Origin of the sequence: Polynucleobacter sp. P1-05-14, from assembly GCF_018881675.1 — a bacterium.
In the GTDB taxonomy this organism is placed as follows: Bacteria; Pseudomonadota; Gammaproteobacteria; order Burkholderiales; family Burkholderiaceae; genus Polynucleobacter.
Window position 1 is genome coordinate 514,851 of sequence record NZ_JACVPV010000029.1, and the last position, 17,143, is coordinate 531,993.

Consider the following 17,143-nt stretch of genomic DNA (forward strand, 5'->3'; position numbering starts at 1 on the left):
TTCTTATTTCTATTTAAGGTCAGATGTCTTTACCAACGCCTTGCCAGCAGCAGTTCCAGCTTCAGCACCAAAGCGTTTAGCAACACGCTCAGCGAAATTCTCTTTCATGGTGTAGTCGAGAATATCCGGTGCCTTAAAGATGTCGCGGGCAACGGTATCTACCGTGCCATACCCATCAGCCAAACCAATCTTGACTGCTTGCTCGCCATTCCAGATGCGGCCAGAAAATAAATCTGGCACGTCTTTTAAGCGATCGCCACGACCCTCTTTTACCACTGCAATAAATTGCTGGTGAATCTCATCAATCATGGTCTTAACCATTTCGACTTGCTTTGGATTCTCTTTACTGAACGGATCCATCATGCCCTTATTGGAGCCCGAGGTAATCATGCGACGAGTAACCCCTAACTTATCCATGAGGCCTGTAAAACCAAAACCTTCCATGATCACGCCAATGGATCCCACTAAGCTGGCTTTATCAACCAAGATTTGATCCGCAGCGACTGCCACGTAGTAACCACCAGATGCGCAGATGTCTTCGACAACGACATAAAACGGTTTTTTGGGATAGAGCTTGCGCAAGCGGTGGATCTCATCATTGATCATGCCAGCTTGAACTGGAGAGCCTCCAGGACTATTAATGCGCAACACAACACCAGCGCTGTGCTCATTTTCAAATGCAGACAATAAAGAGGAGTTGATATCCATCGCATTAGCCATCGAGCTGGAAGAAATTTCTCCTTCAAGCGTTACCAATGCAGTGTGCTTTTCTACCCCCATGCCCTTGCCTGGAAGGTGAAAGTCAAATATCGAAAGCAGAGCGCCAACAATGACTAGCAAGGTGAGTACTCGCAGTACCGCTTTCCAACGACGTGCTTTACGAGTTTCTTTTAAATTCTCCAACAAGAGATGTTCGAGAGCTTGACGTTCCCAATTCGGGTTTGGGTTGTTTTCCATCTTTTTGCGTCCTTAGTGTTGCAGGTTATTTTTAAGCCATTGCGAGAGTTGCGCGACATCATCCACATGCGTTAATGATGGTGAAGCTTTTAAAGTATCGGGTGGGTGAGCGCCATAAGTCACAGCTACCGCATCGACCCCAGCATTCTCTGCCATATCAAGGTCGTGGGTTGTGTCCCCAATCATGAGCATGCGACGAGTCGGTACTTGAGTCACATCCGACAGCTCAAGCAACATTCCTGGATGTGGCTTAGAAAAAGATTCGTCAGCCGTACGAGTCTCATGAAAGAGATGGCCGATCTGATGATGCCCAAGCGAGCGATCTAGTCCGACGCGCGACTTTCCAGTGGCAACAGCTAGTAAATACTGTTTAGCATGCAGTTCTTCTAAAAGCTCTCGTATGCCAACAAACAAATCGAGCTCATGATCTTTGGCCAAGTAGTGATAACGAAAACGCTCTGTCAGCTTTGGAAAATGGGCCGGCTCTATCCAAGGAACCGCTCTGCGCAATGAATCCTGAATTCCCAAACCAATGACTGAACTCGCTAATGTGTCGTCAGGCGCTTTAAAACCCAAATCGCGACAGGCTTGCTGAATACAATGCACGATGGTTGGCGTGGAATCCATGATGGTCCCATCCCAATCCCACACAATCAGATCATAGGGTCGATTCGATTTATTTGCTTGAGACATTCTGATATTTACTGCTCAAAGGTTTTCATCATGGCGGTAAATTCTGCGGGCAATGGCGACTCAATCCGCATCTTTTCGCCAGTACGCGGATGAGTAAAACCAGCTAGATGAGCGTGTAGATATAAGCGTTTGGATTTAACTACCTTATCCAAATCTTCAAAGCCATATTTATCATCACCCAAAATTGCGTGGCCCAATTTTTGCAAGTGCACCCGAATCTGATGAGTGCGTCCCGTCTTCAGTTGCGCCTCAGCGAGAGTGATTGATGCACCCTCGCGCTTAAGCGCTTTAGTCACTCTTAAAGAGGTATGGCTTGGTAATCCATCTGGATCTACCCGAACGCGGCGCTCGCCATTAGGCAGAAGATATTTATGCAGCGGATATTTGAGTTGCATGGTTTGGGCACCTTTTACGATTTCACCATGTGCAAGCAAGTAATAGCGCTTATCCGTTTGGCCCTCACGTATTTGACGATGCAGCTCCACCAAAGCGCTTCGCTTTTTAGCTAAGAGTAGAACGCCTGATGTGTCACGGTCTAAGCGATGGACTAATTCCAAAAACTTGAGTTCGGGGCGGGTAATGCGCAGGGTCTCAATGACACCAAGTGCGATGCCTGAGCCACCATGCACAGCTAAACCCGTTGGCTTATTTACTATTAAGAGTGCTTCGTCCTCAAAAAGGATGGGCATTTTGTCTGAGTAGCCGTGCGCCCGAGATTTAGTTTGAGCACTATTGACCGCAGCCATTTGGGCCGGTTCAGCAATTCGAACTGGGGGCAGTCGGACCACGTCCCCCTCAATCAGACGGGTAGTTGGCTCAGCCCGCTTTTTATTCACCCGGACCTCACCAGATCGAATAATTCGATAAACGTGGCTTTTGGGAACCCCTTTGGCCCAACGTAACAGATAGTTGTCCAGGCGTTGGCCGGCCTCTTCGGGACCAATGGTCTGAAGATGCACTGCAGCAGGCGCTGAAGTAGTGGGCGTTTTAACCTTTAAGGGCTTGGAAATGGGTTCGGATTTCATGATTTATCTTTCTTGTGACCCCACCAGGGGATGACAAGGGACTCAACAATACCCCATTGTCACGCAACTTGTGCCGTATAATCAACGCTCTAGCCAATTTATTGGCCCGAGACCAACCTGAAGTCAGGTTTGAATCGTGGAGCTTGGAGTCGCCCTTTAAAAGACTCCCGGGGTTGCCCCTCCCCCGTTTAATGAGGCGCAGGGTTGGTGTGCCGTATGCCGCGACCCGCGATTAGAAGACAGTTTTCAGGCGCGCGCCTGCATTGATGACCTAAAGGAGGTCTCTGCGGCGATCGTCAGGTGTGGCACCATATTAACCAACAGTTAAGCTGGTGAACTAGGCAAAAAATGTCTAGATTTGCATGATCCACACTCATAAACCGCCTTGGGCTTAGTCCCAAGTGGTATCTAACTTGTCCTCTAACGCAGCGCGCAACGACGCCCTCCCCCATAGGAGAGTGTTATGAAACGCATGTTGTTTAATGCAACTCAACAAGAAGAGTTGCGAGTTGCCATCGTTGATGGTCAAAAACTCATTGATATCGATATCGAAGCTGCCGGCCGTGAACAACGCAAAGGCAACATCTACAAAGGTGTCATTACCCGTATTGAACCTTCCCTTGAGGCCTGCTTTGTCAATTACGGCGAAGAGCGTCATGGCTTTTTGCCATTTAAGGAAGTGGCCCGTACTTACTTTAAAGAAGGTATCGACGTTCGTAATGCCTCCATTAAGGATGCCTTACGCGAAGGTCAAGAAATCATTGTTCAAGTAGAAAAAGAAGAGCGCGGCCAAAAAGGTGCAGCCCTTACATCCTTTGTCTCCTTGGCAGGCCGTTATTTGGTTCTCATGCCGAATAACCCACGAGGGGGTGGCGTTTCCCGCCGTATTGAAGGTGAAGACCGTCAAGAACTCCGCGAAGCGATGGCTCAATTAGAAGTGGCAGATGGCATGAGCATCATTGCTCGTACCGCTGGTATTGGTCGTGACGCCACTGAATTGCAGTGGGACTTAAGTTACCTCATGCAATTGTGGAAAGCGATTGATGAAGCTGCCAAAGGCAACTCCGCCCCATTGCTGATCTACCTCGAATCTAGCTTAGTGATTCGCGCGATTCGTGATTACTTCCAGCCTGATATTGGTGAGATTCTCATCGATACCGATGACATCTACGAACAAGCTGCAGCATTTATGTCTGTAGTGATGCCTGACAATTTGCCACGAGTAAAGCGCTATCAAGACGATGTGCCTTTGTTCTCTCGTTTCCAGATTGAGCATCAAATCGAAACTGCTTACTCACGCACTGTGCCATTGCCATCTGGTGGCGCAATCGTGATCGACCACACTGAAGCCTTGGTTTCAGTAGATGTCAACTCAGCACGTGCAACCCGTGGCTCTGATATCGAAGAGACTGCTACTCGCACCAACTTAGAAGCTGCTGATGAAATCGCCCGTCAAGCGCGTTTGCGTGACTTGGGTGGCTTGATCGTGATCGACTTCATTGACATGGAATCGAGCAAAGCACAAAAAGATGTTGAGAACCGTTTACGCGATGCTCTGCGTCATGATCGTGCTCGCGTTCAGATGGGCAAAATCTCCAAGTTTGGCTTGATGGAAATGTCTCGTCAGCGCTTGCGTCCTGCACTGTCTGAAGGTAGCCATGTCACCTGCCCACGTTGCAATGGCACTGGCCACATTCGCGATACTGAATCTTCTGCATTGCAAGTTCTGCGAATTATTCAAGAAGAAGCGATGAAGGAAAACACAGCAGCGATTCATACACAGGTACCAGTCGAAGTGGCTGCCTTCCTCCTAAATGAAAAACGTGCTGAAGTCATCAAGATCGAGACTCGCTTCAAAGTGAACGTCTTAATGGTTCCTAATAAGCATTTAGAAACTCCGCATTACAAACTAGAGCGCTTGCGTCATGACGACCCACGTCTTGACGACCAAAAGGCTAGCTATGTGATGGCGGAAGAAGCTGCTCGCGAACTCGAGACGGACACAACAGTTAGCAAAAAAGATGCGGATGTAAAAGTACGTCCAGAAGCAGCAGTTAAAGGCATCACTCCAACACAACCTGCACCAGTTAGTCAGCCACGTCCTGCACGTACTGAAAAAGTAGCGACAGAAAGTTCTGGCGGTCTCTTTGGATTTATTAAGAAGCTTTTCTCTTCATCCCCAACAGTTGAAGAGAAGCCCGCTCCAAGCAACCCACGTGGCCGCAATCAAGGCCGTAATGGCAACGATCGCAATCGTGGTCGTAACCGTCGTGGCGAGCGTACTGAGCGCCCAGCAGCAGCTGTAGCTGAAGGTGCTCCAGCAGAAGGCGCTAACAATAATCGCAACCGCAACAACCGTAACGGCAATCGCAACCAGGGCAATCAAAATAGTCCGAAGCCAGAACGTCAAGATGCGAACCGCAATCAAGCTAATCCAGCAGCAGTAACGCCTGCAACTGAAGCCGCTCCTGGTAGCGAGACTACTCCAGGCGCTGAGGGTGAAGAGCGACGCGGTCGTGGTCGCAACCGTCGTGGTCGTGGTCAGCGTGGCGAGCGTACTGAAGGTGGCAATGATGTTGCTAATACACCAGCAACTGCTGTGTCAGCAAACCCATTTACAGGCCCTCCAGTAGGCATGGCTGGCGCATCTGCAAGCATGCCCATTCAGAACATTACGAACAGCTTTGGTAACGTAAAACCTGTAGCAGAGAAACAAGAAAGGCAAGAGCGCGCACCACGCGCTCCACGTCAATCAAATCGTCCTGCACAAAACTCTGCTCCTGCGTCTACTCCAGCGCCAGTTGCTGTTGCGGCTGCCAAGCTAGAAGTAATTGCCAAGCCTGCACCAGAGCTTCCTAAGGTTGCCTTCCAGGCGCTTGAAGAAACTCCATTGCACAGCGTTGTGCAATCAGCCGGCATGATTTGGGTTGCTACCGACTCTTCAAAGCATGCTGATGCTCAAAGTCAGATTCAGGCAGAGCCTGTTGCTCATAACTTGGGCAGAGCACCTAAACCGGCTGTTAGTCTTCATGATGGCCCAATGGTTTTAGTAGAAACCGGCGGCCAAGAAAAAACGGTTTAACGCTTATTGAAGCTTTTTCTCCAGACTGCCATTTATCCCAAAAGGATATTTGGCGGTTTGGCAGAAACCCCGTTTCACAGCCATAATTGCGTATATGGTTGAAAAAGTAATCCCCATTCGAATAGACGAAGGCAAAGGCCTAACGCCACCCATTGGTGCCGAACTCGTCACTCCTCACGGCCATACGAAAGACACTCGGGGACGCACCCTAAGAGATCTCCGTATCTCAGTGACTGATCGCTGCAACTTCCGCTGTACCTATTGCATGCCTAAGGAAGTGTTTGACCAAAACTATCCTTACTTAGCTCATAAAGAATTGCTGAGTTTTGAAGAAATCACTCGCCTCACTTCTATCTTCGCCACATTAGGCGTTGAAAAAATTAGACTGACTGGTGGCGAGCCTTTGCTACGCAAGAACTTAGAAGTGCTGATTGAGATGTTGGCAAAAATTCAGACGACTGAAGGTAAGCCGCTTGATCTAACCTTAACGACTAACGGCAGCATCTTGCGCAAGAAAGCTACCGCTCTAAAAGCAGCCGGCCTCCAAAGATTGACAGTAAGTCTTGATGGGTTGGATGATGCGATCTTCAAGAAAATGAATGATGTCGATTTCCCAGTCGCCGATGTACTTGATGGAATTGCCGCAGCACAAGAAGCAGGCTTCCAGAACATCAAAGTCAATATGGTGGTGAAAAAAGGTACCAACGATCATGAGATTGTTGCAATGGCTAAGCACTTTAAAGGCAGTGGTGTCATTCTGCGTTTTATTGAATTTATGGATGTGGGTAGCTCTAATGGCTGGAATATGGAGCAGGTACTTCCATCCAAAGAAGTCATTGCCAGGATTCATGAAGCCTTTCCTCTGGAGCCTGTTGAAGCCAACTACACCGGCGAAGTTGCACAGCGTTGGCGCTATGTCGATGGCTCTGGCGAGATTGGCGTGATCTCCAGTGTTACTCAAACGTTCTGTCATGAATGCTCTAGAGCGCGCATCTCGACTGATGGGCAAATGTATCTCTGCCTTTTTGCCAATGAAGGTTTTGATTTTAAAACCCTATTACGCTCCAGCAAGAGTGATTTAGAAATCGCTAATGCAGTAATGAATACCTGGTCAACTCGCAACGATCACTATTCAGAAATTCGAGGTTCGCATACCGCGAATCTGTTATCTGGTAACCGCAAGGTTGAAATGTCTTACATTGGTGGTTAATGATTTCTACTGAAGACATTACTGGACTCATACTTGCTGGCGGGAGAGCACAACGCATGGGTGGCATTGATAAAGGCTTAATCCCTTTTCACGGTAAACCACTCATCGAGTCAGCTATCGTAAAACTCAAGCCCCAGGTACAAACCATTGTGATTAATGCCAACCGCAACATCACAAAGTATGCGAGCTATGGGTATCCAGTGATCATGGATGAAACGCCAGATTTTTCAGGGCCGTTAGCAGGCTTCTCTGTAGGCTTGAAGTCCTGCAAGACGGCTTATCTCCTAACTTCACCTTGCGACTCACCCTTGCTACCCAATAATCTCGCAGAGTTATTAATTACCGAGATGGAGCGAGGGGATTTTGAATTGGTGTACGCCTCTACCAAAGAAGCGGATGGTAAAGTATGGGCACAGCCTGTTTTTTGTCTTATGCGTAGTAACTTGCAAGATTCATTGAATCAATTTCTCCAAAAAGGGGATCTCAAAATTGATCGCTGGTTTAAAGGGTTGAGAAATAGCACTGTGGTTTTTAAAGATCCACAGGTATTTGCCAATATAAATACCCCTGATGAGCTAAAGTCACTAGAAGAAGTATCAGCATGAGTCATTCCCCAAACCAACCTATTCTCTTGACCTCGTCACTACATGTGGATGACGCACGCAAGGCAATTGCCGCGTTGGTAGAAGATCTCATTGAAGAAGCTAAGACGATTAATGATCCTGCAGATATTGAAAATATTGCATTGGATCAAGCGATTAATCGGATATTGGCAGCCGATTTACTTTCACCCATCGATGTTCCGGCTGCAGACAATTCGGCCATGGATGGTTTTGCATTTGATGGCAAATGTCTCGACACCAACAGCACGGCCATCACCTTAAGAGTGATTGGTACAGCGCTTGCCGGCAAACCCTTTGAGGGCAGCATTGGTCCTGGGGAATGCCTCAAGATCATGACGGGCGCACTAATGCCCACTGGCTGCGATACCGTCATTCCACAAGAATTCACAAGTGACAAAGATGAGAATGTAATTGAATTCAAGCAAGATCAATTAAAGCCTGGCGAGAACAGACGCCTACGTGGCGAGGACCTTCAAAAGGACAAACCCGCAATTGCTGCCGGCCGCTTACTGCGCCCTTCTGATCTAGGTCTAGCCGCATCACTTGGCATTGCCTCCTTACCTGTAAAGCGCAAACTCAAAGTAGCTATTCTGTCTTCCGGTGATGAATTGCGTGCGCTAGGCCAAGCATTGGATGCAGGCAGCATATATGACAGCAATCGCTACAGCCTTACTGGTTTACTTAATCGCCTGAATTTAGAGATCATTGACTGCGGCATTGTGCGCGATGATCCCACCCTTTTGAAGCAAGCCTTTATCGATGCCGCTAGCAAAGCAGATGTATTGATTTCTTCTGGGGGCGTTTCGGTTGGTGAAGCAGATTTCACAAAACAGATCATGCAAGAGTTAGGCGATGTCGGTTTCTGGAAAATCGCCATGCGCCCAGGACGCCCTATGGCGTTTGGAGTTCTCAAACCAGTCGCTGAAAAATCTCCTGCTCGCAAAACACTCTTCTTTGGCCTACCCGGTAATCCCGTAGCAGTCATGGTGACCTTCTATCAATTTGTCCGAGCAGCACTTCTACAGCTCAATGGTGCCAATCAGACTGAGCCACCTCTTACCCAGGCCATTGCCGAAGTTCCCATTCGAAAAAAACCAGGTCGTACAGAATTTCAACGCGCTATTCTAGGATGTGGAGTCGATGGCAAACCAGCAGTAAGGCTAACTGACAGCCAAGGTGCTGGAATTTTGCGCTCGATGAGTGAGGCCAACTGCTTTGTGATCCTAGGTCATGAGCAAGGAAATGTTGCCGCTGGAGACTGGGTAGATATAGCGCTTTTTGATGGACTGCTTTAAGATTGCGTCATCATGAAACTTAGCAAAAAAGAACTCGTCTTTCTAGACCCAATGCATACCGCCAAAACCTTAGTTTTGGTTTACCTCTGCTTCTCTGTACCAATCGTATTGTTGGCTTTGTTTGTAGCCTTCATTCGTGACGGTGCTATCCCAGGATTTACTGTGTTATCCGCACTCATTCTCAATGCCCTGCTCGGGTTTGGATTGTTGTGGATCGCCTGCAAAGTCTATAACTGGGTTGCTGGAAAATTCGGCGGTATTGAATTAGCGTTACGCGAATTGCCAGAAGAAATTGATGCTGAGTAAACATTGGATATTCGGAGTTATCTCCAATAAATAAAGCCGAGTAATGCTCGGCTTTATTTTTACTAAGTTTTATAAACTTCGGCGTTAATAAGGCTGGGTGGTTTTTTTCCTGCAAGCACTGCACGTAAGTTATCTACCGCCAAATCCACCATCGCTCTACGTGTTTTTTCTGTAGCACTCGCAATGTGCGGAGCAAGTACTACGTTAGCCAATTTCAATAGCTCGGGGTGCACTTTGGGCTCGCCTTCGAATACATCTAAGCCAGCTGCAAAGATTCTTTTTTCCTTTAGGGCTTGAGCCAGAGCTGCATCATCCACAATGCCACCACGAGCAATGTTTATCAGGGTTGCCGTTGGTTTCATGAGAGCAATTTCTTTGGCGCCAATCGTATGATGACTCTCGGCGCTATAAGGCAACACTAGAACTACGTGATCAGCGGTGCGAAGTAATTCTTCTTTAGAAACATACTTTGCGCCACAGGCTCTTTCATCAGCCTCTGATAAATGACTGCGATTGTGATAAATCACATTCACCCTAAAACCCAATGCGCGCTTGGCGATGCCTTGACCAATTCGGCCCATACCAATAATGCCTACTGTACTGTGATGCAAATCCATACCAAGGGGATTATTCACAATGGACCACTTGTCCCACTGTCCTGCCCGTACCCAGTGCTCAGATTCAGTTATACGCCTTGCGGTTGCCATCAATAAAGCAAAACCAAAGTCAGCTGTTGTATCAGTTAAAACATCTGGCGTATTGGTTGCAATTACACCAGCAGCAGTCATGGTCGGCACATCAAAATTGTTATATCCCACAGAAATATTGGCCACAACTTTCAGATCCTTGGCATGCATTAAGGCATTTGCATCAATTCTTTCACTACCTGCAACTAAAGCCCCTACAACCCCAGAGAGTTCTTTTTGCAACTCTTCAGGGCTAAAAATCCGATCCTCCTGATTGGATCTCACCTCAAAAGATTCCTCTAATTTGGCTAATGCCTCTGGAAAAATGGCTCTTGCCACCAAAATCTTGGGTTTTTGCTGATTAACTGGGCTATTGTGCTGTGTATTCATATTGGGAACTTTACCTCAACTAAATAGACCCTTTCGCCTGAAAAATAGGCTATTTCAGCTAAAATTGAGGTTTTATAACTAACCACCCGGCTTTTTGGGGCTCTTGAAACAAAACACCATGACTTACGTTGTTACCGAAGCCTGTATCCGTTGCAAATACACTGACTGCGTTGATGTTTGCCCAGTTGACTGCTTTCGTGAAGGTCCTAATTTTTTAGTGATTGACCCAGATGAGTGTATCGATTGCGCAGTTTGTGTTCCAGAGTGTCCTGTTAACGCTATTTACGCTGAAGATGATGTTCCTGGTGATCAACAGTCATTCATCAAACTCAACGCTGAACTTTCCCCTTCTTGGACTTCGATTACTAAGTCCAAAGCAGCTCTCCCAGATGCTGAAGAATGGAAAGACGTTAAAAACAAACTTGATCAGCTAGTAAAGTAATTTTCTAGCCAAAGAAATTGGTGTCGAATAAACCTATAGAAACCGATGCCGTCATCATTGGCGCCGGTCCTGTGGGTCTCTTTCAGGTTTTTGAATTAGGCCTCTTAGAAATTAAAGCGCATGTGATTGATTCGCTACCAGAGGTAGGCGGTCAATGCATCGAGCTTTATCCAGATAAACCTATCTACGATATTCCTGCGATTCCAGTGTGTACTGGTCGCGAACTTACCAATAACTTACTCAAACAGATTGAACCCTTTAAGGCTCAATTTCATCTGGGTCAAGAGGTTAGTACGCTTGAACCCCAAGCCGATGGCCGCTTTCTAATTAGCACCTCGCAAGACAATCACTTTCTGAGTAGATCTGTATTTATTGCTGGTGGTGTTGGGGCTTTTCAGCCTCGCACCATTAACCTTGAAGGTATTAATGCCTTTGTAGGGAAACAACTTTTCTATCATGTTAAAAATCCTGAGCAATTCGCGGGAAAGCGAATTGTGATTTGCGGTGGTGGTGATGCAGCCCTAGATTGGGCAATTCATTTTTCCGAAATTGCTGCCAGCGTTACCCTAATCCATCGTCGTGATGATTTCAAGGCTGCGCCAAAATCGATTGCGAGAATGCGCGAGCTATGCGCCAGTAATCAGATGCAATTGTTAATTGGACAAGTTACTGCTTATGAAGCAAAAGATGGTCTGCTTTCTGAGATCACTTTCACCAATATTGATGGTGAGACAAAACAGCTTCCACTCGATGATCTTTTAGTGTTTTACGGACTCTCCCCTAAGTTGGGTCCGATTGCAGAGTGGGGCCTGAATATCGATCGCAAACAAATCTGTGTTGATACAGAAAATTTCCAAACCAGCATCCCCGGAATTTATGCCGTTGGTGACATCAATGTCTACCCTGGTAAGAAAAAATTGATTCTGTCTGGGTTCCATGAAGCAGCTCTTGCCGCCTTTGCTGCTGCAGCATACCTAAACCCCGAAAAACAGATTCAACTCCAGTACACAACAACCTCCCCCAAGCTTCACAAGGCCTTGGGAGTCAAGTCGCCCACATTCGAGTAAGCTATCCTTAATTCGTTAATACATAACCACTTTTAGCCAATCTATATGCATCAATATCACGATCTCATGAAAGAAGTCCTCGCCAAGGGGGTTCAAAAGTCCGACAGGACCGGAACTGGCACGGTCTCCGTATTTGGACACCAGATGCGCTTTAACTTGGCAGATGGCTTTCCTATGGTGACCACCAAGAAGCTTCATTTGAAGTCAATCATCTATGAATTACTCTGGTTCCTCAAAGGCAGTACAAACAATAACTGGCTGAAAGAGCGCGGCGTATCCATCTGGAATGAATGGGCAGCACCCGATGGTGATTTGGGTCCTATCTACGGTTATCAGTGGCGCTCATGGCCTGCGCCGAATGGTCAGCATATCGATCAAATCTCCGAAGTAGTAGAGACCATTAAAAAAAATCCAGACTCGCGTCGCATTATTGTTTCTGCTTGGAACGTAGCTGATATTCCTCGCATGGCTTTGGCTCCTTGTCATGCCTTCTTTCAATTTTATGTAGCCGATGGCAAGTTGTCATGCCAGCTCTACCAACGCAGTGCGGATATCTTCTTGGGCGTGCCCTTTAATATTGCCAGCTATGCATTGCTAACGCACATGATGGCGCAACAATGTAACCTGGAAGTGGGTGACTTTGTTTGGACCGGTGGCGACTGTCATTTGTATAGCAACCATCTAGAACAAGTGGAACTTCAGTTATCGAGGAACTTCTTCCCCTTGCCTAAGCTTAATATTTTGCGCAAGCCTGATTCAATCTTTGATTATGAGTTTGAAGACTTCGAAATCATCGGCTATGAATCTCATCCTCACATTAAAGCTCCTGTAGCCATTTAAGAATCGTACTTATGACTCAACCTGCTATTTCTATGATCGTTGCGCGTTCACGTAATCACGTCATTGGCCGTGACAATCAAATGCCATGGAAGATCTCGGCTGATTTACAGTTCTTTAAGCGCGTGACCATGGGACATCCTGTGATCATGGGTCGTAAAACTTGGGAGTCCATTGGACGTCCACTTCCCGGTCGTCGCAATATCATCGTAAGCCGTAATTCAGATTATGAAGCTACTGGTGGCGAATTAGTCGGATCACTCGATGAGGCCCTGAATAGCTTAAGTGAGTTCCCACGTGTTTTTGTCATTGGTGGCGAGCAACTCTTCACGCAGGCCTTTCCTAAAGCAGATCGACTCTACATTACTGAGATCGATATGGATGTTGAGGGTGGCGATACCTTTTTTGAAGTTCCCGATAAGTCGGACTGGAAAGAAGTAGAGCGCACCCCTGGATCCGAAGGTGATGTTACCTTTAACTTCATTACGCTAGAACGGAAATAGAAAAGGACTCCTTTGAACTGACCCACAAAAGTTGGACATCAAATCCAACTCAAAAGGGTCAGCCTCATGTCCAAATACAGCAAAGACTTTAAGCTAGAAGTCATTCATCACTATCTGTCAGGTAAAGAAGGATTTACCGCAACGGCAAAACGGTATGGCGTTAAATTTACCTATGTCCGCACATGGGTTCATGCCTTTAAAGCTCATGGTCAAAAAAGTCTAACCAAGACTTACACTCATCACCCCAGTGCCTTTAAGCTTGCCGTACTCAAGGTAATGGCGCAAGATCAGCTCTCCATTAATCAAGCGGCAGCCCACTTTAATATCGCCTCTCCCAGCACTATCTCCGTATGGCAACGCCTCTACAATGAAGGCGGTATTACAGCCCTAGAACCTAAACCCAAGGGACGGCCACGCATGTCAAAACGAAGTGAGATCCAAGCACTCCTAGCTAAACCTTCAGAGCAGCTTACGCATGAAGAACTCTTGCTGAAGTCGCACTATTTAGAGGTGGAGAACGCTTACTTAAAAAAGCTCGAAGCCTTAGCTCAGCAAAAGTACTTGGCAAACAAGAACAGGTCCAAGTCGTCACCGAGTTAAGGCAGCAGTACCCTTTGCAAACTATCCTAGGCATTGCCAATATGGCCAGGAGTGTCTACTACTACCAGCTAAGTGCTAGTGCTAAAGTCGACCCCTATCTGGATGCTAAGACTCAAATTGGCGCAATCTACCATCGCCACAAGGGCTGCTATGGCTATCGGCGAGTCCATTTAGAGCTGAGCAACCAACATCGTTACCTTGATCCCAAGACCGTACAAAAGCTGATGGGGCAACTAGGGCTTAAATCCCTTGTTAGACCTAAACGCTATCAGTCCTATAAAGGCGATATTGGTAAGGTAGCACCCAACTTATTAGAGCGTAACTTTGCGGCCAGTAAACCCAATCAGAAGTGGGTTACTGATGTGACGGAGTTCAACATCAGGGGTGAGAAGGTATACCTCTCGCCGATCTTAGATCTTTATAACCAAGAGATCGTCTCCTATGAGATTAGCGATCGGCCACAGATTAGCAGCGTCATGCAGATGCTCCAAAGCGCATTTAAACAACTGGGACCAAAAGACAAACCTATGCTGCACTCAGATCAGGGCTGGCAATATCAAATGGGGTTTTATCAACAGGCTATAAAGAAACAAGGCATTACTCAAAGCATGTCTAGAAAAGGTAACTGCTTAGACAACGCAGTGATGGAAAACTGGTTTGGGATTATGAAAATAGAGTTCTTCTATCGGAAGAGGTTTGAAAGTATCGAATCATTTAAAACGGAGCTTAAGGAATACATCCACTACTACAACCATGATCGGATCAAACAAAAACTAAAGGGATTGAGCCCGGTTCATTACCGAACTCAATCCCTTCTGGTAACCTAATTAAACTGTCCAACTTTTGTGGGTCAGTTCACTTGGAGTCCTTTTTCACATTAAAGCATTTCCGCTTTTACTGAACCACAATCTTTGCATCTTTTGCAATCTGGCCCAAGAATTCGTACTGCTTTCTTTGTGTCATGCCGGCACGAATAGCTGCCTTAGCTTGCTCGAATGCTGGTGGCTTGCTTGATTTCTTATCTTCCAGCTTGATTAAATACCAACCTTGCTGCATCTGAATTGGCGCTGGTGAAACCTGGCCCTTAGAAAGGGTTGCCAATACAGAAGCTAACTGTGGAGCCACTTGACCAGGCTGAACCCAGCCCACTGCACCACCCTGTACTTTGTTTGGGGCCAATGAAACACTCTTGGCAACCTTATCAAATGGCTCGCCTTTCTTAATACGTGCCAAGGCAGCATGAGCATCGGCTTCGCTAGCTACTGCAAGATCACTCACTTTATATTCGGTAATCATGCCCTGAGGGCCCAAGGAGGCAATCTCCTTGTTGTATTCAGCCTGAACATCTGCTTCGGTGATTGGGTTTTTAGCCATATAAGTTGATAGCTCTAGATCTGCCAAATAATTTTGACGAATCATCATCAGTTGTGTATTGGCTTTTTCTGAGTTTGCTAAACCCTCTTTTTCTGCTTGCTGCGAAAGTAGCAACACCTCAATGTACTTCTCAATAACTACTTTACGTAATTCTGGAGAATCCTTTTGCCCTTGTGAAAGCGCAACTTTAATTCCCTGCTCTACCATATCATTGGTAATGATGGTTCCATTAACAGAGGCTGCAGCATTAATGGGTAAACCACTCTGCTGGGCATAAGCACTGCCAACAAGCGCGCTGGTCAAAAAGCCTACGGCGATAAAACGAACGACTATTGGATTCAATGCAGAGACAAAAGGTTTCATAAGGAGGATATCTTTCTAAAATTTAGCCTCAATACTACCAGTAGGTATGGGATCAAGAGCAATAAGGCGCAGTAAAATAGCGCTATGTGCGTTCAATATCTCACTACCGTAAATATTGATTGGGTAAAAACCCACTTTGACCTCGATTTACCGATATCAACGGCTCATGATGTATTCCCAACCCATCCAGGGCCCATCATCCTCAAAAGTCATAATGTCGACCGTACCGCAATCGGCTTAGCACGCTTTGGCCTGTTGCCATCGTGGGCTAAAGAAGAAACCTTCGGCAGAAAAACTTATAACGCGAGAGTTGAAACGGTAGCTGAAAAGCCTTCTTATAAATTCGCCTGGGCTAAGCGACATTACGCCTTAGCCCTAGCGGATGCTTTTTATGAGCCTTGTTATGAATCTGGTAAGGCAGTCCGTACTGCTATCAAGCAAGCCAATCACGAACCAATGGCCATTGCCTCTATCTGGGATACTTGGACTGAACCAGAAACCGGTGAACTGATCGTTTCATTTTCTATGCTCACTATCGATGCTAGCAATCACCCAATGATGAAGCGTATGCATAAATCTGAGGATGAGAAACGTACTGTGGTTCCCTTGCGACCTGAACTTTTTAAAGCATGGCTCAATGCCACTCCAGAGGAAGCACAAGCGCTATTGCAAATAGACTCTATTCCTGAGCTAACGCTAGCCTAGAAAGTGATCACAGGCCTTGTGGCTTGATAAGGATCGGCTGATTGGGTTTCTATAGACTCAGCCTCTTCCTCACCATTTGGTTGATTATAAAATTTTGAATCCATTGCGCGTTCTTTAGCTATATGAAGATCTTCTGCTCTTGGATCAACTGGACCAAATGGTCCTTCTACTGGCGACATGGGCTGCTGGTTAAATTCCTGAACCTGCCCGGGAGTATATGGGGAATAAGTGGTCGACCCAGGAGGCAAGGGAGGAGTTTGGGAACAAGCGAAAACACTCATCAACAACAGGAGTGGGCTCAGCTTCGAAAAGAATGTATTCATGAGACTCATTGTATGGCAGCAGCCATTACTTCATCTAAGCGAATTACTTCGGTAACTCTGGAGGATCTTTCTGACCGCTGGGATGCGACACATCAGCAATAGAAAAATAACTGCCGCATAAATCGAGACTGTTCCCAAATCATTTTTACCTGCCTTGTGCCACCAATAGTGAACTATTGCAGTGCATGCGATCAAGTACACAAGCTTGTGCAATAAAGTCCAACGTCTACCAAGCTGACGAACTGCCCAATGATTTGATGTCACTGCCAATGGGACAAGCAATACCAAAGTCAGAAAGCCCATCGTAATGAAGGGGCGCTTTACAACATCACTCCACATGGACTGAATATTTAAATTCTGATCCAACCAGAACCAAATCGAAAAGTGCATGCAGGCATAGAAGAAACAAAAGAGTCCCAACATGCGACGCAACTTAATCCAAGCAGACAAGCCCGTAATTAAGCGTAAGGGGGTCATCGCCAACGTAATACATAAAAAGACTAACGCCCAAGTACCAGTAGAGCGGGTGATGAATTCGATTGGATTAGCACCCAAACCTTCGTGATCGCCAAGCCAAACTAAGCGAGCTAAGGGCAGCAAAGAAAGCAAGAAGACCGATGTCTTAATCAAATTCATAAGCCATATTAAACGACCCCATTGAT

18 protein-coding genes are annotated in these 17,143 nt (G+C 46.5%); 11 read left to right on the forward strand and 7 right to left on the reverse strand.

Features of this window, described 5'->3' with window-relative positions; genetic code table 11:
* Window positions 1-9: 9 nt before the first annotated feature.
* From sppA to ICN37_RS11095, 3 genes are read right to left on the reverse strand one after another with little or no spacing between them, the layout of a single operon-like run.
* Window positions 10-957 carry a signal peptide peptidase SppA gene (sppA, locus tag ICN37_RS11085; RefSeq protein ID WP_072583144.1) on the reverse strand — a complete coding sequence of 316 codons (948 nt, stop codon included), beginning with the start codon at window positions 955-957 and terminating at the stop codon, window positions 10-12.
* Between the two features lie 12 nt (window positions 958-969).
* A complete protein-coding gene (locus ICN37_RS11090) occupies window positions 970-1,650 on the reverse strand; it encodes an HAD-IA family hydrolase (protein WP_216157520.1) in 681 nt (226 codons plus the stop codon).
* A gap of 8 nt (window positions 1,651-1,658) precedes the next feature.
* Entirely contained in the window at window positions 1,659-2,675 is a 1,017-nt protein-coding gene (locus ICN37_RS11095) for an RluA family pseudouridine synthase (RefSeq protein ID WP_216157523.1), read from the reverse strand.
* A 463-nt stretch (window positions 2,676-3,138) separates the two neighbouring features.
* Here ICN37_RS11095 and ICN37_RS11100 point away from each other — a divergent pair, with 463 nt between their 5' ends.
* The 5 genes from ICN37_RS11100 (at window position 3,139) to ICN37_RS11120 (ending at window position 9,191) form a co-directional block, all read left to right on the forward strand.
* Window positions 3,139-5,757 (forward strand): Rne/Rng family ribonuclease, encoded by a 2,619-nt coding sequence (locus ICN37_RS11100; protein WP_216157526.1) that lies wholly within the window; start codon window positions 3,139-3,141, stop codon window positions 5,755-5,757.
* Window positions 5,758-5,851: 94 nt separating this feature from the next.
* Window positions 5,852-6,967: a GTP 3',8-cyclase MoaA gene (gene moaA / locus ICN37_RS11105; protein ID WP_215321580.1), complete on the forward strand. Its 1,116-nt coding sequence runs from the start codon at window positions 5,852-5,854 to the stop codon at window positions 6,965-6,967.
* Window positions 6,967-7,572: a molybdenum cofactor guanylyltransferase MobA gene (gene mobA, locus ICN37_RS11110; protein WP_215321579.1), complete on the forward strand. Its 606-nt coding sequence runs from the start codon at window positions 6,967-6,969 to the stop codon at window positions 7,570-7,572. Before moaA ends, mobA begins: the two co-directional genes overlap by 1 nt.
* A complete protein-coding gene (gene glp / locus ICN37_RS11115; RefSeq protein ID WP_216157529.1) occupies window positions 7,569-8,885 on the forward strand; it encodes a gephyrin-like molybdotransferase Glp in 1,317 nt (438 codons plus the stop codon). Before mobA ends, glp begins: the two co-directional genes overlap by 4 nt.
* 12 nt (window positions 8,886-8,897) lie before the next feature.
* Window positions 8,898-9,191, forward strand: a complete 294-nt coding sequence (locus ICN37_RS11120; RefSeq protein ID WP_072583151.1) for a hypothetical protein — start codon at window positions 8,898-8,900, stop codon at window positions 9,189-9,191.
* A 62-nt stretch (window positions 9,192-9,253) separates the two neighbouring features.
* On the opposite strand, the gene ICN37_RS11125 is transcribed toward ICN37_RS11120, so the two are convergent.
* Window positions 9,254-10,267 (reverse strand): D-glycerate dehydrogenase, encoded by a 1,014-nt coding sequence (locus ICN37_RS11125; RefSeq protein WP_216157532.1) that lies wholly within the window; start codon window positions 10,265-10,267, stop codon window positions 9,254-9,256.
* A gap of 118 nt (window positions 10,268-10,385) precedes the next feature.
* Here ICN37_RS11125 and fdxA point away from each other — a divergent pair, with 118 nt between their 5' ends.
* From fdxA to ICN37_RS11150, 5 genes are all read left to right on the forward strand, one after another.
* Window positions 10,386-10,709, forward strand: a complete 324-nt coding sequence (gene fdxA, locus ICN37_RS11130; RefSeq protein WP_215322258.1) for a ferredoxin FdxA — start codon at window positions 10,386-10,388, stop codon at window positions 10,707-10,709.
* A gap of 20 nt (window positions 10,710-10,729) precedes the next feature.
* Window positions 10,730-11,776: an FAD-dependent oxidoreductase gene (locus tag ICN37_RS11135; RefSeq protein WP_216157535.1), complete on the forward strand. Its 1,047-nt coding sequence runs from the start codon at window positions 10,730-10,732 to the stop codon at window positions 11,774-11,776.
* Between the two features lie 45 nt (window positions 11,777-11,821).
* Window positions 11,822-12,616: a thymidylate synthase gene (locus tag ICN37_RS11140; RefSeq protein WP_216157538.1), complete on the forward strand. Its 795-nt coding sequence runs from the start codon at window positions 11,822-11,824 to the stop codon at window positions 12,614-12,616.
* An 11-nt stretch (window positions 12,617-12,627) separates the two neighbouring features.
* Window positions 12,628-13,116 (forward strand): dihydrofolate reductase, encoded by a 489-nt coding sequence (locus ICN37_RS11145; protein ID WP_216157540.1) that lies wholly within the window; start codon window positions 12,628-12,630, stop codon window positions 13,114-13,116.
* A gap of 66 nt (window positions 13,117-13,182) precedes the next feature.
* A protein-coding gene (locus ICN37_RS11150) for an IS3 family transposase (RefSeq protein WP_216157542.1) occupies window positions 13,183-14,543 on the forward strand; the annotation gives its coding sequence in 2 pieces (ribosomal slippage) (window positions 13,183-13,642 and window positions 13,642-14,543; 1,362 coding nt in all).
* Between the two features lie 67 nt (window positions 14,544-14,610).
* On the opposite strand, the gene ICN37_RS11155 is transcribed toward ICN37_RS11150, so the two are convergent.
* Window positions 14,611-15,453, reverse strand: a complete 843-nt coding sequence (locus tag ICN37_RS11155) for a peptidylprolyl isomerase (RefSeq protein ID WP_216157544.1) — start codon at window positions 15,451-15,453, stop codon at window positions 14,611-14,613.
* Between the two features lie 84 nt (window positions 15,454-15,537).
* On the opposite strand from ICN37_RS11155, the gene ICN37_RS11160 reads away from it, so the two are divergent.
* Window positions 15,538-16,158 carry an SOS response-associated peptidase gene (locus ICN37_RS11160; protein ID WP_216157546.1) on the forward strand — a complete coding sequence of 207 codons (621 nt, stop codon included), beginning with the start codon at window positions 15,538-15,540 and terminating at the stop codon, window positions 16,156-16,158.
* On the opposite strand, the gene ICN37_RS11620 is transcribed toward ICN37_RS11160, so the two are convergent.
* Window positions 16,155-16,337 (reverse strand): hypothetical protein, encoded by a 183-nt coding sequence (locus tag ICN37_RS11620; RefSeq protein ID WP_255538521.1) that lies wholly within the window; start codon window positions 16,335-16,337, stop codon window positions 16,155-16,157. The genes ICN37_RS11160 and ICN37_RS11620 overlap by 4 nt on opposite strands.
* Before the next feature lie 174 nt (window positions 16,338-16,511).
* Window positions 16,512-17,117: a protein-methionine-sulfoxide reductase heme-binding subunit MsrQ gene (gene msrQ, locus ICN37_RS11170; protein WP_216157548.1), complete on the reverse strand. Its 606-nt coding sequence runs from the start codon at window positions 17,115-17,117 to the stop codon at window positions 16,512-16,514.
* Window positions 17,118-17,143 lie beyond the last annotated feature (26 nt).

What these genes read in the sequence shown, in the direction of transcription:
- sppA (WP_072583144.1), bottom strand. Translation starts at nt 957, where the DNA reads ATGGAAAACAACCCAAACCCGAATTGGGAACGTCAAGCTCTCGAACAT.
- ICN37_RS11090 (WP_216157520.1), bottom strand. Translation starts at nt 1,650, where the DNA reads ATGTCTCAAGCAAATAAATCGAATCGACCCTATGATCTGATTGTGTGG.
- ICN37_RS11095 (WP_216157523.1), bottom strand. Translation starts at nt 2,675, where the DNA reads ATGAAATCCGAACCCATTTCCAAGCCCTTAAAGGTTAAAACGCCCACT.
- ICN37_RS11100 (WP_216157526.1), top strand. Translation starts at nt 3,139, where the DNA reads ATGAAACGCATGTTGTTTAATGCAACTCAACAAGAAGAGTTGCGAGTT.
- moaA (WP_215321580.1), top strand. Translation starts at nt 5,852, where the DNA reads ATGGTTGAAAAAGTAATCCCCATTCGAATAGACGAAGGCAAAGGCCTA.
- mobA (WP_215321579.1), top strand. Translation starts at nt 6,967, where the DNA reads ATGATTTCTACTGAAGACATTACTGGACTCATACTTGCTGGCGGGAGA.
- glp (WP_216157529.1), top strand. Translation starts at nt 7,569, where the DNA reads ATGAGTCATTCCCCAAACCAACCTATTCTCTTGACCTCGTCACTACAT.
- ICN37_RS11120 (WP_072583151.1), top strand. Translation starts at nt 8,898, where the DNA reads ATGAAACTTAGCAAAAAAGAACTCGTCTTTCTAGACCCAATGCATACC.
- ICN37_RS11125 (WP_216157532.1), bottom strand. Translation starts at nt 10,267, where the DNA reads ATGAATACACAGCACAATAGCCCAGTTAATCAGCAAAAACCCAAGATT.
- fdxA (WP_215322258.1), top strand. Translation starts at nt 10,386, where the DNA reads ATGACTTACGTTGTTACCGAAGCCTGTATCCGTTGCAAATACACTGAC.
- ICN37_RS11140 (WP_216157538.1), top strand. Translation starts at nt 11,822, where the DNA reads ATGCATCAATATCACGATCTCATGAAAGAAGTCCTCGCCAAGGGGGTT.
- ICN37_RS11145 (WP_216157540.1), top strand. Translation starts at nt 12,628, where the DNA reads ATGACTCAACCTGCTATTTCTATGATCGTTGCGCGTTCACGTAATCAC.
- ICN37_RS11155 (WP_216157544.1), bottom strand. Translation starts at nt 15,453, where the DNA reads ATGAAACCTTTTGTCTCTGCATTGAATCCAATAGTCGTTCGTTTTATC.
- ICN37_RS11160 (WP_216157546.1), top strand. Translation starts at nt 15,538, where the DNA reads ATGTGCGTTCAATATCTCACTACCGTAAATATTGATTGGGTAAAAACC.
- ICN37_RS11620 (WP_255538521.1), bottom strand. Translation starts at nt 16,337, where the DNA reads ATGTCGCCAGTAGAAGGACCATTTGGTCCAGTTGATCCAAGAGCAGAA.
- msrQ (WP_216157548.1), bottom strand. Translation starts at nt 17,117, where the DNA reads ATGAATTTGATTAAGACATCGGTCTTCTTGCTTTCTTTGCTGCCCTTA.